Origin of the sequence: Kocuria gwangalliensis, from assembly GCF_039544365.1 — a bacterium.
In the GTDB taxonomy this organism is placed as follows: domain Bacteria; phylum Actinomycetota; class Actinomycetes; order Actinomycetales; family Micrococcaceae; genus Kocuria; species Kocuria gwangalliensis.
In genome coordinates, this window is record NZ_BAABLN010000003.1 from 54,684 (window position 1) to 68,575 (window position 13,892).

A 13,892-nucleotide genomic window follows, 5' to 3' on the forward strand; every position below is an offset into this window, starting at 1 on the left:
CAGAATCGGAGAGACAACAGGCCGCCAGTTCCCATACTTGGATCACGAAACGTCTGAACCAACCATGGAAGGGGTCGGCCATGAGCGAGCCCACTTCACCCGGCGGCGATCCCGCCTCCGAAAACGCCACTCCCGTGATCCCCGCAGTGGAGGCTTCCAAGAACTTTGGCATCACCCCGGAGGCCTACATGCTTCCGGCGGCCAACGAGATCCAGCTGCTGGCCCCGGACGGTCAGCCCGTTCCGGACAGTGAACAAGGTCCCGAACCGGGACACGAGTACCCCATGCCCCCCACCGAGCAATTGCTCAAGGCGTACGAGAAGCTCGTGGTGGGCAGGCGCATCAATGACCAGAACATGGCGCTGGTCCGTCAGGGCCGCATGGCCGTCTACCCGTCCAGCCATGGCCAGGAAGCATGCCAGGTCGCAGCGGCCATGTGCCTGGGCGACAACGACTGGCTGTTCCCCACCTACCGCGATTCCGTGGCCGTGATGTCCCGAGGCGTGGACCCGCTCGAGGTCATGAGCACGTTCCGCGGTGATTGGCACGGCGGCTTTGACCCCCGCGAGTACAAGGTCAGCATCCAAGCGACCCCGCTCACCACGCAGCTGCTGCACGCGGTGGGCGTGGCTCACGCGGCCAAGCTGCGCGGCGAGGACACCGTCACGCTGGCCATGTGCGGTGACGGCGCCACCTCCGAGGGCGATTTCCACGAGGCCCTCAACTTCGCCGCGGTGTTCCAGCTGCCGGTGCTGTTCCTGGTGCAGAACAACGGCTACGCGATCTCCGTGCCGCTGTCCTCCCAGACTCACGCTCCCACCCTGGCGCACAAGGCGGTCGGCTACGGCATGGCCGGCGAGCGCGTGGACGGCAACGACCTGGCGGCCCTGCTGTCCGTGCTGGGCCGTGGCGTGGAGCTGTGCCGGCAGGGCAAGGGTCCCCTGCTGGTGGAGGCCATGACCTACCGCATGCAAGCGCACACCAACGCGGATGACGACACCCGTTACCGCGAGCGCGACGAGGTCTCCGAATGGGTGGCCAAGGATCCGATCACGCGGATGCAGCGCTACCTCACGGATCAGGACGCCCTGGGCGACGCCGCCTCGGAGCGGATTTCGGCGCACGCCGAGGACATGGCCAAGCGCCTGCGCGAAGCCATGGCCACCAAGCCGGAACTGGATCCCCAGGATCTGTTCCGCCACGTGTACAGCGAACCCACCCCCCAGTTGCGCGAGCAGGCCGACCTGCTGGCCGACGAACTGTCCCGAGAGGAGGCATGATGAGCGTTTCGAAAATCAGCTTTGCCAAGGCGCTGAACACCGCCCTCGCGGACGCCCTGGAATCCGATCCGAGCGTGTTGATCTTCGGTGAGGACGTGGGCACCCTCGGTGGTGTCTTCCGCATCACCGATGGTCTGACCGCCACATTCGGTCGTGAGCGTTGCTTCGACACCCCCCTGGCGGAGTCCGGGATCATCGGCACCGCCGTGGGCATGGCCATGAACGGCATGCGACCGGTGGTCGAGATGCAGTTCGACGCCTTCGCCTACCCCGCGTTCGAGCAGATCGCCTCGCACGTGGCCAAGATGCACAACCGCACCCGCGGCAAACTGGGCATGCAACTGGTCATCCGCATCCCCTACGGCGGCGGCGTGGGCGGCGTGGAGCACCATTGTGACTCCTCGGAGTCCTACTACGCTCACACCCCGGGCCTGAAGGTCTTCACCCCGGCCTCCGTCACGGACGCCTACCTGATGTTGCGCGAGGCCATTGATTCGCCGGACCCGGTGGTGTTCTTCGAACCCAAGCGGCTGTACTGGTCCACCGCCCAGATCGACCTGGACGAGCTGCGCGAACAGTACGCGAACGGCACCGCTGCAAAACGCGAGGGGCACGCCGTCGTCGCCCGGGAAGGTACGGACGCAACCCTGATCAGTTACGGCCCGTCCGTCCCCGTGTGCTTGTCCGCGGCGGAAGAAGCCGCCCGGGACGGTCTGAACGTGGAGGTCATCGACCTGGGCACCATTGTTCCCTACGACGACGAGACGGTTGCCGCCTCCGTGCGCAAGACCGGCCGCGCCGTAGTGGTTGCCGAGGCGCAGGGGTTCGCGTCCGTGGCCTCGGAGATCGTGGCGCGAACCCAGCAGCGCTGCTTCCATTCGCTGGCCGCGCCGGTGCTGCGGGTGACGGGATTCGACATCCCCTACCCCTCGCCGGCCTTCGAGCACCATCACATTCCCAGTGTCGAGCGGATCCTCGACACCCTGGACGAACTGCAGTGGGAGGACTGACCCGTGAGTATCAATGTGTTTCACCTGCCCGACCTGGGCGAAGGTCTCACCGAGGCGGACATCCTGCACTGGCTGGTCGCTGAGGGTGACACCGTGGCCATGGACCAGCCCATTGTGGAGGTCGAAACCGCCAAGTCAGCGGTGGAGATCCCCAGCCCGTTCGAGGGCACCGTTCACAAACTGCACGGCGCCGAGGGCGAGACGCTCACGGTGGGCCAGGCCCTGATCGCGGTCTCCGACGGCGCCGAACCCCCGGCCTCGGAGGGCGCCCCGGCGCCCGCGGCGGAGGCCTCACCCGCCGGCACTGCCGATTCCCCCGAGCCCACCCAGGGCGCCGGCTACCGGGAGGAAGAGCGCGCGGGCACCCAGCCGACGGCCGAGGAATCCGCTGATGACAGTTCCGATGAGTCCTCCGGCAACGTGCTCATCGGGTACGGCACCACGTCCGGAGGTTCCTCCCGCCGACGCCGCCGCGGCAAGCCCGCGCGCACCGCCGGCGGGTCCGCGACCGGCCAGGCCGGTGCCGCCTCCCACACCCACGACGCGCTCACCGCCGCACCGAGGATGGCCCCCACGGTCATCTCGCCGCTGGTGCGCAAGCTCGCCAAGGAGCACGGCGTGGACATCACCACGCTCACCGGCACCGGCCCGGGCGGGTTGATCATGCGCCAGGACATCAGGTCCGCCCTGGACCAGGTGGACGATCAAAGGCGCCGCTCGGATTCCGCGGGACCCGCGCCCACCGGTCTTGCCACGCCACCGCCCGCTCCCCCGGTTCCGACCGCTCCGGCGGCTCCCGTACCGTGGCCCGCCAACGCGTCCGACCCCGGCCATTCGCTTCCCACCAGGGGCGGCGGGGCGCCGGCGGCCGGAGCGGCGTCGTCGTCGAACGTCGGTGCGCCGCACGGGCAGGACGTGGACCCGCGAACCGGCCTGGCCGTGGCACAGCGTGAACCCGTCAAGGGAGTGCGCAAGGCGATTTCCGATGCCATGACGCGCTCGCGCACCGAGATTCCCGAGGCCACCATTTGGGTGGACGTGGACGCGACCGAGCTGCTGAACCTGCGCGCGAGCTACAAAGCGAAGGACCCGGAGAACGCGCCGAGTCTGCTGGCGCTCCTGGCCCGTTTCACGCTGGCCGGGCTGCGCGCCTACCCGCAACTGTGCTCGCGGTGGGAAACTCACGAGGACGGCACGCGGTCGATCGCGCGCTTCAACGGCGTCAATTTGGGCCTGGCCGTGGAATCCGAGCGCGGGCTGCTGGTACCGAACCTGCGCAACGCGGACCAGCTCACCACCGTGGAACTCAACCAGCGGATGCGCGAGGTCATCGAGGTGGCCCGTTCCGGCAAGGCGAGCCCGTCGGAACTGACCGGGAGCACGTTCACGCTCAACAACTACGGTGTGTTCGGCACAGACGGCGCCACACCCATCATCAACCACCCCGAGGTGGGCATCCTGGGCATCGGGCGCATCATCGACAAACCGTGGGTGGTCAACGGTGAACTCGCGGTCCGCAAGGTCACCACCCTGACCCTGGCCTTCGACCACCGCGTGTGCGACGGGGGTTCCGCGGGCGGGTTCCTGCGGTTCATTGCCGACGCCGTGGAGGACCCGACCAGCGCGTTCTTGCGGATGTAGACATTCCGGTTCTACTTACTTCGACGGTGGGTCTCCTACTCCAGGGCGGCCCGCCGCCGTCATAATTTGACGGATGTCGGGCCGTCAGTGATCGTCGCCCGCCCGGCGATGGGAGTGGTGATGACGTCCGACGCGCCGGCCCCCGGCTCTGGTCTGGTGCCGAAGAACTCGTCCGAATCCAGTGCACTGCGCAGAGCATGATCAAGATCATGTTGCCGGTAGTGGCGGGCCCGTAGGCTGGAATGGCCGGGCCACCAGCAGTCGGACCACCGAAGCAGCTGGTAAGGAGCGGCGCCGAGAATTTTCCTACCGGTAACAAATCGATGGAGTGACGAGATGACGAACGAATACGCCAGTGAAGTGGAGGACCTTTCGGTCAGCGCGTGCTGGGCACTGCTCCGGGCGGGTAGTATCGGGCGCCTCGCCGTATGGGTAGAGGACCACCCGGAGATCTTTCCGCTCAACTACGCGGTCGACCACGGGAGCCTCGTGTTCCGGTCGGCGGAGGGCACCAAGCTCGCGGCCGCCCTGTCCGACGTGCCGGTCGCCCTGGAAATCGACGGATACGATGCATCATCCGCCCAGGCGTGGAGCGTGGTGGTCAAGGGTAATGCCGAGCAGATCCAGGGGCTCCAGGACCTGATGGACACCGTGGACCTACCGCTTTTCCCCTGGCAGGCGGGCCCCAAGGGTAGGTTCATCCGGATTCTCCCCACCGTCGTGACGGGCCGCCGGTTCCCGGTGGCCGACCCCAGCGTCTGGCGGACACCACTGTCGGAAGCCAAGCGATCCTCAACGGATTAACGAAGCCTCATCCCTCAGCCGCGGCTGACAGGCGTGGCCGATCCAGAATGGTGGTCCAACAGCGGCCGGTATCGACAATGCTGTCGTCACGGAGCCTGCTCATCACCCTGCTGACCGTCTCCGGAGTCGTCCCCGTCAGGGCTGCCAGATCGGTGCGTGTCAAAGGGAGCTCCAAAATGATTGTCTCGGCCCGCGGGTCGCCGAGCTTGTCCGCCAAGACCAGCAGTGCGGCAGCGACACGTTGCCGGGCATTGTCAGCAGACAGGCGCCGGATGGTCTCCTGGGCCTGTTCCAAACGGTGGAGTACCTCATCGAGGACGGTCAGTCCCAGACGCGGATGGAGCTCTATGGCCTCTTGAAACACTGCGGCTGGTATTTCCAGGGCGCAGGAGTCGGTCAAGGCCATGGCACTGTCCGGGTACTGCGGTGGCCCCGAGATCCCCAATGTCCCGCACCCTTCACCGGGCCCCAGAATATTAAGCACGACGTCTTGGCCGTGGGCAGAAGGGCGGATCAACTTTGCCGCGCCCGAAGCCATGACAAACAGACTGCTCGCGTTCTCACCCTGGCGGTAGATCAACTCCCCACCACGGTAGCCGTGGGCCTGCACGTGAGACTCCAGGCTCATGATTTCAGCCGTCGTGAGGTCCATGAACAGGGGGACGCGTTGCAGAACTTCAAGGCGCACCGTACGCGAACACATGTGCGGGTCGCCTGACCACTGGGTCAGCCAGAGCCGTTGTCGCTCTCGCACGGGCCACCCCTTCATGCACGCTCACTGCCCGGCCCGGCGACATCGCGTCCCGTAGCGGTCTCCAGTTCGGTCGTGCCGGGCATGGGCCTTGGAGACCAAGTCTAGGTCCTCGGCCCTTTGCAACGGGCACGCGGTGGATGGCCCACATCGTGGACACCGCTGTGGCCATGGTGCCCCGTTCCACGGGTCGCGCTATAGACTCGTCAGCAGGGTTGCACTGACCGGTTGAATCAAAACAAGAAGGAACCGAGGGAGGCATCATGGCCAACGTCGAGCCAGCTATCACGAAGGCCTTGGAAGACGCCATTGCCGGCGACAAGGGGCGTTCCGCCGAGATTCTCGTTCGTGATGGGCCGCTCCGTCAGACAATCATCGGGCTCAGGGCCGGTCAGACGCTTGCCGAGCACAATTCCCCGCCCGCCGCAAGTATGTACCTCTTGCGTGGCCGAGTGCGGGTCACCGGCCAGGACCAGTCGGACGTGGTTGCTGGGGAGATCGTTGCACTGACCCACGTGCGCCACGGTGTCGAGGCGCTGGAGGACTCCGTGTTCCTGCTGACCACCGTGACCAGCCAGGTTGGTGGCAGCCACGGAGACAGCCCTCATGAGGGGCGCCAGGAGTAACATACGGTGAGGTCGCCGCAGGCGAACCGGTCCGGCCCCTCCCGGGAGGCGGTCGATGGTTCGTCCAGACTTTGACAATGGCGTCCACGGAAGCGCTCGCCGGGTCCATACTCGAGTATGTGGAGAACGCGCACCTACGGGGTGCGCCGCACGATGCTGTCCGCGGTCTCCGTCAGCCGCTCCACCAGGATCTGGGGCAGTTGTGAATCCGCCATCAGATCCTTGGCCCGTTGCTCAGCCTGTTCGGCCATGCGCTCGACTCCCGCTCTGGCCCCGCAGCGCTGCAGAATGTTCTTGGCCCGGGCCACGTCCGCGGCGTTCAATCCCACCGTAGCGGCCCGGTTGAGGATCTCCCGCAATTTGGGTTCGTACGGCCCGTTTTCCGCAAGCGAGATGAGCATGGTGCGCTTGCCCTCACGCAGGTCCGAGCCCGCCGATTTACCGGTCTGCTCCGGGTCGCCGAACACCCCCCGAAGATCGTCGACCAGTTGATATGCGGTGCCCATGGCCCGGCCGATGTCACCCAGGGCACTGACATCGGCCGACGGCGCCCCGCCCAGGACGGCACCGGCCTTGAGGGGCGCTTCAAAAGAGTACGCGGCGGTTTTCAAGCGCGTGGTCTGCAGAATGTCCCGGCTGGATACGGCCACGCCCGGGAGGGCGTGTTCGATGTACAGCAACTCACCGGCGGCGGATTTGAACACGGCTTCGTCCAAGATGGCCAGCAGCTTGATCAGTCGCGACTCCGGGGCGTGCGAGGTGGCGATCAATCGGTAGGCACCGGTGATCGCCAGGTCCCCGGCCAGGATCCCCACACTTCTCCCGTACTGCTTGGCGTGTTCGCGGCCCGCGGCCGCCATACCGGGCGCCGACGCGTGGGCTTTCGCAATCTGTTCCGCCGCGCGTTGTTCGGCCAAGGCGTGGACAGTCGGTTGCTGGCGGCGCATATCGTCCTGGTCGATCACGTCGTCATGGATGATCAGTCCGGTGTGGAGCAGCTCGAAGCCGGCGCCCACGGCATTGATGACCGGGCGTACCGGCCGAGCAGGGTAGGACTGCGTGGTCATCTGTAACAACTGCGGGCGCACGCCCTTGCCCCCGCCGGCCACCCGCGCAATGTCACGCCACAGATCCGCGAACCGAGGATTGACCTGCTCGGCGCGCTCAATGGCGTTGTTCAAGAAACCTTGGAGGGTCTTGGACGCGGTGAACTCCTCCACGGGCCGGCCGGTGCCGCTCTGCGTATAAGAGGAGTACTTTTTCATGCCCCTATTTCAGCACACCGCTCTGGCCGGCCGCGGTGAATCCCACGCGCAACCCCTCCACGCGGTAAGCGGCAAGCAACGCGTCCGTGAACAGCTCGGGCGTGGTCAGTTGTGTGATGTCGCGCTCGAACAATTCCCGCAGGAACACGTCCGTTTCCTGGATGGCCACAAAGTGGCCGGGGCACCGGTGAGCGCCGTCGCCGAATGCCGCGCCCTCGGGACGAACCCCGCGCGGGACCTCACGCCCGGGACAGACCTCCCGGGGCGCCTCGAAGACCTCGGTGTCCACGTTGGTGTCCTTGATGGACATTGTGATCATGTCACCGGCAGGAATCATGTAGCGCTGACCGCGGTGCTCGAGTTCGATGTCCTCGGTGGCGCGCCGGTAGAGCAGACCCACCACGGGTTCCAGGCGCAGGATGTCATGCAGGATCGCGTACCGCTCACCCTGGCCGGCCACTGTGTACCGCTCCAGCAGCTGTCGATTGTCCAGGAGGTGCCAGGCAGCCATCGCAATGAACTCGCGTGTGGTGACCATGCCTGCCGCCGCGTAGGTGAGGCACTCGGTGGCGATCTCGGTCAGGGTGTACTTCTGATCGAGCAGGTGCGAGATCACGTCTTCTCGGCGCTGCCTCTTGCGGGCTCTGACCGCCGGGCGAACATCGTGCCACGTGAAGGTGGCCACCGGCAGGCTGCCGACAGCCGAGCGGAGGGCAAACCATGCCTTGCGCCAGGGCGTGCGGGGCACCTCGGTGGGATCGCCCTCGGCGCCGAAAAGTTTCATGAGGCGCTCACCCATGGCGTCAGGATCGGTGCCGTCCAGGCCCACGATGTGGGCGGCCACGCGCACGGAGTACCCCATGGTCGCCTCACTCAGATCCAGCGAACCGGTGCGGTCCAGCTCGGTCATGGCCTCGCTGGCGTACCGGTCCATCAGCTCCCGGTAGGTGGTGTCCACGGTGGTCGGAGCGAAGAAGCGCGCGATCTTGGAGCGTTGTTCGCGGTGCTCGGGGCCGTCCGCGAACAGCACCGGGATGCGGGATTTGCGCAGCCCCGCGCGCGCCTGTTCGGCGCGGAAACCGGCCTGCGACGTCCCCTGGCTGCGCAGCACCTGACGTGCCAGCTCCAGTGACGTGATGCGCCAGGTGTCCCCCACACGCTCAAGGGGAACGTGGGTGTTCCATTCACCGTCGGTAGCTTTTCGCTGATCCGTGTCCCGGCTGGCGGTCCGCCCGGTCATCGGGCATGGGTTTGCGGTCGGGACACCCGCGGGGCCCTCCGGCGCAGTACGTTCGGCACTCACATGCCCATTGTCACTCACAAAAGCGCAGGTGGATACAGCGCGCCACACTCCCGATGCCGAGGGCACCCCGGATAAAATGAGGTGAGAGGTCGCCGGGAGCTGCGTCCGTAGCTTCCGCCTACGAAGCTGGAGCCGCCATGACAGCACCCGCCCCCGTACGTCCGAGTGGATCAGCACCCGTCACGCGGGCTGGTCACCGCAGCCGGTTCTCCTCCGTGGCCGCGAAGTACATCATGGCGATCACCGGCCTGATTTTCTCGGCCTATGTGCTGGTTCACATGATCGGCAACCTCAAGGTCTACCAGGGCCCCGAGGCCTTCAATTCCTACGCGCACTGGCTGCGCAACGCGTTTTATCCTGTGCTCCCGTACGAAGGGTTGCTGTGGATCCTGCGCGTGGTGCTGCTGGTCAGCGTGCTCGCGCACATTGTGTGCGCGCTCATTCTCAAGGCGCGTGCTCGTCGCGCTCGCGGCGGCGCCCGGGCCCCCAGCATTCGACGCCGCCGCGGCCTGGGACTTTCCGTGTTCGCCGGGCGGTCGATGCTGGTCACCGGCGTGGTGCTGCTGCTGTTCGTGATCTTCCATGTGCTGGACCTGACAACGGGCACGTCCCCCGCAGCGCCGGGAGGTTTTCAGGCCGCCACGCATGACACCTCCCATGCATACTCCAATCTGGTGGACTCGTTCAGCCGCTGGCCCGCCTCCCTGATCTACATACTGGCCATGCTCGCCCTGGCCCTGCACCTGCTCCACGGCCTGGTGAGCACGGTGTACGACCTGGGCATTGGTGTGGGTTCCACAGCCCGCAACATCCTGGCCGTCGTGGCTCTGCTGGTGGCCGTGGTGGTCGCCCTGGGCAACATCACCATTCCCGTGGCTGTTCTGACAGGACTGATTTCATGAGCTCCCCGCTGACCGAACGCGCCTCCGAACCACTGGACGGCGGCATTCCCCACGGCGATCCGGCCACGGCGTGGGCCCGCCGGAAACTCAACTACCAGCTGGTCAGCCCGCTGAACCGGCGCAAGTTCCGCGTGATCGTGGTGGGCACGGGACTGGCCGGGGCCGGCTGCGCTGCCGCGCTCGGGGAGCTGGGATACAGCGTCGTCGTGTACACCTTCCACGACGCCGCCCGCCGCGCCCATTCGGTAGCCGCCCAGGGCGGTATCAATGCGGCGCGCGCCAAGAAGGTGGACAACGATTCACTCGAGCGGTTCGTCAAGGACACCGTGAAGGGAGGGGATTTCCGCGGGCGGGAGGCGGACTGCTTCCGGCTGGGCGAGGAATCGGTGCGCGTGATCGACCACATGGACGCGATCGGCGCGCCCTTCGCACGCGAATACGGCGGTGAGTTGCGCACCCGCTCATTTGGTGGGGTGCAGGTTTCACGCACCTATTACACGCGCGGTCAGACGGGGCAGCAGCTGCAAGTGGCGGCGTCGCGGGCGCTGCAACGGCAGGTGGGCGCGGGCTCCGTGGACCTACGCACGCACCGCGAGATGCTGGACCTGATCGTGAAGGACGGCCGCGCGCAGGGCGTGGTGTGCCGCAATTTGTACACCGGCGAGATCGAAGCCGAGACCGCGCACGCCGTGGTGTTGTGCACGGGCGGCTACGGCAACGTGTATTTCCGCTCCACGCTCGCCCACAATTCCAATGTGACCGCGGCCTGGCGGGCGCACAAGCGCGGGGCGTATTTCGCCTCGCCCTCGTTCATCCAGTTCCACCCGACCGCGCTGCCGGTGAGTTCGCACTGGCAGTCCAAGACCACGCTGATGAGTGAGTCGCTGCGTAACGACGGTCGGATCTGGGTGCCCGCACGCGCCGGCGATGACCGCCCGCCCCATGAGATTCCGGAGGGCGAGCGCGATTACTACCTGGAGCGTAAGTACCCGGCGTACGGCAACCTGTCCCCGCGAGACATCTCGTCCCGGGCGGCACGCGAACAAATCGAGGCCGGCCACGGCGTGGGCCCGCTCAAGAACAGCGTGTATCTGGACTTCCGCGACGCCCTGGACCGGTTGGGCAAACCGACCATCAAGGAACGCTACGGGAACCTGTTCGCCATGTACTTCGACGCGACCGGTGAGGACCCCTACACCCAGCCGATGCGGATCGCGCCGGGCGCGCACTTCGCGATGGGCGGGCTGTGGAGCGACTACGACATGATGACCTCCGTCCCGGGGTTGTTCGTGGGCGGCGAGGCCGGGTGGGGCTATCACGGCGCCAATCGGCTGGGCGCCAACTCGTTGCTCTCCGCGTGCGTGGACGGCTGGTTCACCCTTCCGTTCTCGGTTCCCAACTTCTTGGCGTCGCACCTCGGTGCCGAGGCGCTGTCCCTGGACGACGCCGCCGTGCGCACCACGGTCGACGACGTCACGGCCCGCACGGGGCGGCTGCTCTCCATTGGCGGAACGCGCGGGGCGGATTCCTTCCACCGGCGCCTCGGCGACATTTTGTACACCGGTTGCGGGGTGTCCCGCACGGTGTCCGGGCTGGAGACGGCGCTGGCCGAGATCCGCTCCCTGCGTTCGGAGTTCTGGAGTGACCTGCGGGTTCCCGGAACGGGGCGGCAGTTGAACCAGGAACTTGAGCGCGCCGGGCGCGTGGCCGACTACCTGGAGATGGCCGAGCTCATGTGCCTTGATGCGCTGGACCGCGATGAGTCCTGCGGGGCGCACTTCCGCGAGGACCACCAGACCGAGGGCGGTGAGGCGCAGCGCGATGACGAGAACTGGGCGTTCGTGTCCGCGTGGGAACACGTACCCGGCACTGCGGAACACCCCGGAAAACCAGTGCGGCACACGGAGCCCCTTTCCTTCGAGGCAGTTCCGCTGCAGACCAGGAACTACACGTGATGTCCGCTCATGACCGCTTCCGGTTCGCGATGTGCGCAACCGTGGGAGGAGACCGACCGTGAAACTGACCCTTGACGTGTGGCGCCAAACATCCGGCGCAGACACCGGCGAGTTCGTCACGTACATCGTGGACGACGCCGCGGCGGAGATGTCCCTGCCCGAACTCCTGGATCGACTCAACGCGCAGCTCGTGGAGGAGGGCGAGGATCCGATTGCCTTCGACACCGATTGTCGCGAAGGCATTTGCGGCACGTGTGGCATCACCGTGGACGGCATCCCGCACGGCCCGGAGCCGCACACCCCCATGTGCCGCCAGCACCTGAGGTCCTTCTCGGACGGGGCTCACATCCGGCTGGAGCCGTTCCGATCGTCGGCGTTCCCGGTGGTGCGTGACCTCGTGGTGGACCGCTCCGCCATGGATCGCGTGGTGGCCTCGGGTGGTTTCGTGTCCGTGGACGCCGGAACCGCGCCGGACGCGGACACCCGCCAGATCCCGTTCGACATGGCCGAGCGAGCCCTGGATTTCTCGGCGTGCATCGGTTGTGGTGCGTGCATTGCGGCGTGCCCGAACGGGTCCTCGCATTTGTTCACAGGTTCACTGCTGACCCACCTGGCCACGCTCCCCCAGGGCAAGCCCGAACGCGGGCGACGAGCGCGCGGCGTAGTGGAATCCGCCGAGGAGGAGTTCGGCCCGTGCTCGGTCTACGGCGAATGCGCCGAGGTCTGCCCGGCTGGTATCCCGCTGTCAGCCATCAGTGCCGTGAACCGTGAGGCCGCCCGCGCCGCAGTTCGGCGGAACCGGGACGACTGATGGCCGCACAAAGGCGACCGCGCGAGCGGAAAGTTCGACCCCTGGCCCACCCCGAATGATTAGACCGCCGGGTTCAGCGCCAATGTGAGGGCAATGGCCAGCATGACCACGCCCACGAAAACGTCCACAATTCGCCAGGTCAACGGCGTGTTCAAGACCCGTGACAGCGCCTTGGCGCCGGCGCCCAGGGCAATGAACCAGATGACGGAGCCCGTGATGGCTCCGGCCGAGAAAACCCAGCGCTGGTCGCCCTGTTGGTTGGCCAGGTTGCCCAGCATGATCACGGTGTCCAGGTACACGTGGGGGTTCAGCCACGTCAGGGCCAGCGTGGTGAGCACCACGGATGTGCGGGAGCCGCCACCCTCTCCCGCTGCCTGCAGCCCCTGCGGCTTCATGGCCGAGCGGAACGATTGAATTGCAAAGCCCACCAGGTAGATCACGCCACCCCAGCGGAAGATTTCGAGCAGCCACGGCACGCGTTCGATCAGGAACCCGATTCCCGCGGTCCCCACGGAAATCAGGAACACGTCCGATGCAATACACAAGAGCACCACGGCCCATACGTGCTGACGTCGAATGCCCTGCCGCAGAACGAACGCGTTCTGGGCGCCGATCGCCACGATGAGGGCCAAGCCGGTCAGCATGCCGGGGATGAACACGGAAGTCACCCAACCAAACTAGTCCCTGTGGGTGACCACCCTGAAGCCCCGAATGCGTGCGACGTTACCTTGCTTACATCAGGACTATATTTCTCGCCCGCACCGTTATACTTTCCAAAGAAACAATTTCTCGGAAGGTGCGCGTGCGTCGTCGGCGTGAGTGCCCGAACCGGGAGAACACGAAAGGACGCATGATGACCGGGACCGCAACTGCTGACCTGACCGTGGCCATCGACCAGGACGCCGTGGACCGCTTGTTCTGCGACGCGCGCACCGCAAGCCACTTCACGGACGCCCCCGTGACCGATGAGCAGAAACGCACCATTTACGAACTCACCAAGATGGGCCCCACCGCGTTCAACTCCCAGCCCCTGCGCGTCACCTGGGTGGAGTCCCCCGAGGCCCGCGAGCGCCTGGTTCAGCACATGAGCCGCGGCAACCAGGAGAAGACCCGCAACGCCCCGCTGACCGCGATCCTCTCCTACGACGAGAACTGGCATGAGCACTTCCCCGAGTTCTTGCCGGCCGCCCCGCACATGAAGGGCATGTACGACGAAAACGACGACATGCGCATCACCAGCGGCAAAGCCAACTCGCACATCCAGGTGGGTTACTTCATCATTGCCGCCCGCACCGCCGGCCTGGCCGCCGGCCCCATGACCGGCTTCGACCCGGTCGGTGTGGACGAGGAGTTCTTCGAGGGCACCGGCAAGCATTCCATCGTGGTGGTCAACCTGGGCACCCCGGTCGAACCCGAGTACGCGCGTAACCCGCGCTTCAACGCCGAGGATGTCACCGAGACCATTTGATTTCCGCCCAGCTATGACGCGAGCCGGACCTGCCATTGAGGCGGGTCCGGCTCGTTTCAATGTTGGTGGAAATCTT

Annotated in this window: 13 protein-coding genes; 9 read left to right on the forward strand and 4 right to left on the reverse strand. The window is 66.3% G+C overall.

Going from position 1 to position 13,892, the window contains the following annotated elements:
- The first annotated feature begins 80 nt into the window (after positions 1 to 80).
- From pdhA to ABEA06_RS02195, 4 genes are all read left to right on the forward strand, one after another.
- Complete coding sequence (pdhA, locus tag ABEA06_RS02180) at positions 81 to 1,280, forward strand: pyruvate dehydrogenase (acetyl-transferring) E1 component subunit alpha (RefSeq protein WP_345310412.1); 1,200 nt, start codon at positions 81 to 83, stop codon at positions 1,278 to 1,280.
- Positions 1,280 to 2,290: an alpha-ketoacid dehydrogenase subunit beta gene (locus tag ABEA06_RS02185; protein ID WP_345310413.1), complete on the forward strand. Its 1,011-nt coding sequence runs from the start codon at positions 1,280 to 1,282 to the stop codon at positions 2,288 to 2,290. Before pdhA ends, ABEA06_RS02185 begins: the two co-directional genes overlap by 1 nt.
- Before the next feature lie 3 nt (positions 2,291 to 2,293).
- Positions 2,294 to 3,931, forward strand: coding sequence for a dihydrolipoamide acetyltransferase family protein (locus tag ABEA06_RS02190; RefSeq protein WP_345310414.1), 1,638 nt, complete (start codon positions 2,294 to 2,296; stop codon positions 3,929 to 3,931).
- 336 nt (positions 3,932 to 4,267) lie between these two features.
- Positions 4,268 to 4,735 (forward strand): pyridoxamine 5'-phosphate oxidase family protein, encoded by a 468-nt coding sequence (locus tag ABEA06_RS02195; RefSeq protein WP_345310415.1) that lies wholly within the window; start codon positions 4,268 to 4,270, stop codon positions 4,733 to 4,735.
- Positions 4,736 to 4,742: 7 nt separating this feature from the next.
- Here ABEA06_RS02195 and ABEA06_RS02200 read toward each other — a convergent pair whose 3' ends face one another.
- Positions 4,743 to 5,363: a Crp/Fnr family transcriptional regulator gene (locus tag ABEA06_RS02200; protein ID WP_345310416.1), complete on the reverse strand. Its 621-nt coding sequence runs from the start codon at positions 5,361 to 5,363 to the stop codon at positions 4,743 to 4,745.
- 386 nt (positions 5,364 to 5,749) lie between these two features.
- On the opposite strand from ABEA06_RS02200, the gene ABEA06_RS02205 reads away from it, so the two are divergent.
- Positions 5,750 to 6,112 (forward strand): cupin domain-containing protein, encoded by a 363-nt coding sequence (locus ABEA06_RS02205; RefSeq protein ID WP_345310417.1) that lies wholly within the window; start codon positions 5,750 to 5,752, stop codon positions 6,110 to 6,112.
- A 134-nt stretch (positions 6,113 to 6,246) separates the two neighbouring features.
- Here ABEA06_RS02205 and ABEA06_RS02210 read toward each other — a convergent pair whose 3' ends face one another.
- Positions 6,247 to 7,377 (reverse strand): polyprenyl synthetase family protein, encoded by a 1,131-nt coding sequence (locus tag ABEA06_RS02210; protein WP_345310418.1) that lies wholly within the window; start codon positions 7,375 to 7,377, stop codon positions 6,247 to 6,249.
- Between the two features lie 4 nt (positions 7,378 to 7,381).
- Complete coding sequence (locus ABEA06_RS02215; protein WP_345310419.1) at positions 7,382 to 8,617, reverse strand: cytochrome P450; 1,236 nt, start codon at positions 8,615 to 8,617, stop codon at positions 7,382 to 7,384.
- A 200-nt stretch (positions 8,618 to 8,817) separates the two neighbouring features.
- On the opposite strand from ABEA06_RS02215, the gene ABEA06_RS02220 reads away from it, so the two are divergent.
- The 3 genes from ABEA06_RS02220 to ABEA06_RS02230 are packed head-to-tail and all read left to right on the forward strand — an operon-like array spanning position 8,818 to position 12,348.
- Positions 8,818 to 9,582: a succinate dehydrogenase/fumarate reductase transmembrane subunit gene (locus tag ABEA06_RS02220; protein WP_345310420.1), complete on the forward strand. Its 765-nt coding sequence runs from the start codon at positions 8,818 to 8,820 to the stop codon at positions 9,580 to 9,582.
- The gene (locus ABEA06_RS02225) at positions 9,579 to 11,537 is read left to right on the forward strand and encodes a fumarate reductase/succinate dehydrogenase flavoprotein subunit (RefSeq protein ID WP_345310421.1); all 1,959 of its coding nucleotides are present in this window, start codon (positions 9,579 to 9,581) and stop codon (positions 11,535 to 11,537) included. The genes ABEA06_RS02220 and ABEA06_RS02225 overlap by 4 nt, the downstream gene beginning before the upstream one ends.
- A 58-nt stretch (positions 11,538 to 11,595) precedes the next feature.
- Positions 11,596 to 12,348 carry a succinate dehydrogenase/fumarate reductase iron-sulfur subunit gene (locus tag ABEA06_RS02230; protein ID WP_303383345.1) on the forward strand — a complete coding sequence of 251 codons (753 nt, stop codon included), beginning with the start codon at positions 11,596 to 11,598 and terminating at the stop codon, positions 12,346 to 12,348.
- A gap of 59 nt (positions 12,349 to 12,407) precedes the next feature.
- Here the strand turns inward: ABEA06_RS02230 and ABEA06_RS02235 are convergent, their stop codons facing one another.
- Entirely contained in the window at positions 12,408 to 12,992 is a 585-nt protein-coding gene (locus ABEA06_RS02235) for a LysE/ArgO family amino acid transporter (RefSeq protein WP_345310447.1), read from the reverse strand.
- 209 nt (positions 12,993 to 13,201) lie between these two features.
- Here ABEA06_RS02235 and ABEA06_RS02240 point away from each other — a divergent pair, with 209 nt between their 5' ends.
- The gene (locus tag ABEA06_RS02240; RefSeq protein WP_345310422.1) at positions 13,202 to 13,816 is read left to right on the forward strand and encodes a malonic semialdehyde reductase; all 615 of its coding nucleotides are present in this window, start codon (positions 13,202 to 13,204) and stop codon (positions 13,814 to 13,816) included.
- Positions 13,817 to 13,892: the final 76 nt, after the last annotated feature.

Bases quoted from the DNA above. Each gene is read 5' to 3' on its own strand.
- pdhA (WP_345310412.1), top strand. From the start codon at position 81: ATGAGCGAGCCCACTTCACCCGGCGGCGATCCCGCCTCCGAAAACGCC.
- ABEA06_RS02185 (WP_345310413.1), top strand. From the start codon at position 1,280: ATGAGCGTTTCGAAAATCAGCTTTGCCAAGGCGCTGAACACCGCCCTC.
- ABEA06_RS02195 (WP_345310415.1), top strand. From the start codon at position 4,268: ATGACGAACGAATACGCCAGTGAAGTGGAGGACCTTTCGGTCAGCGCG.
- ABEA06_RS02200 (WP_345310416.1), bottom strand. From the start codon at position 5,363: ATGAGCCTGGAGTCTCACGTGCAGGCCCACGGCTACCGTGGTGGGGAG.
- ABEA06_RS02205 (WP_345310417.1), top strand. From the start codon at position 5,750: ATGGCCAACGTCGAGCCAGCTATCACGAAGGCCTTGGAAGACGCCATT.
- ABEA06_RS02210 (WP_345310418.1), bottom strand. From the start codon at position 7,377: ATGAAAAAGTACTCCTCTTATACGCAGAGCGGCACCGGCCGGCCCGTG.
- ABEA06_RS02215 (WP_345310419.1), bottom strand. From the start codon at position 8,617: ATGACCGGGCGGACCGCCAGCCGGGACACGGATCAGCGAAAAGCTACC.
- ABEA06_RS02220 (WP_345310420.1), top strand. From the start codon at position 8,818: ATGACAGCACCCGCCCCCGTACGTCCGAGTGGATCAGCACCCGTCACG.
- ABEA06_RS02225 (WP_345310421.1), top strand. From the start codon at position 9,579: ATGAGCTCCCCGCTGACCGAACGCGCCTCCGAACCACTGGACGGCGGC.
- ABEA06_RS02235 (WP_345310447.1), bottom strand. From the start codon at position 12,992: ATGCTGACCGGCTTGGCCCTCATCGTGGCGATCGGCGCCCAGAACGCG.
- ABEA06_RS02240 (WP_345310422.1), top strand. From the start codon at position 13,202: ATGACCGGGACCGCAACTGCTGACCTGACCGTGGCCATCGACCAGGAC.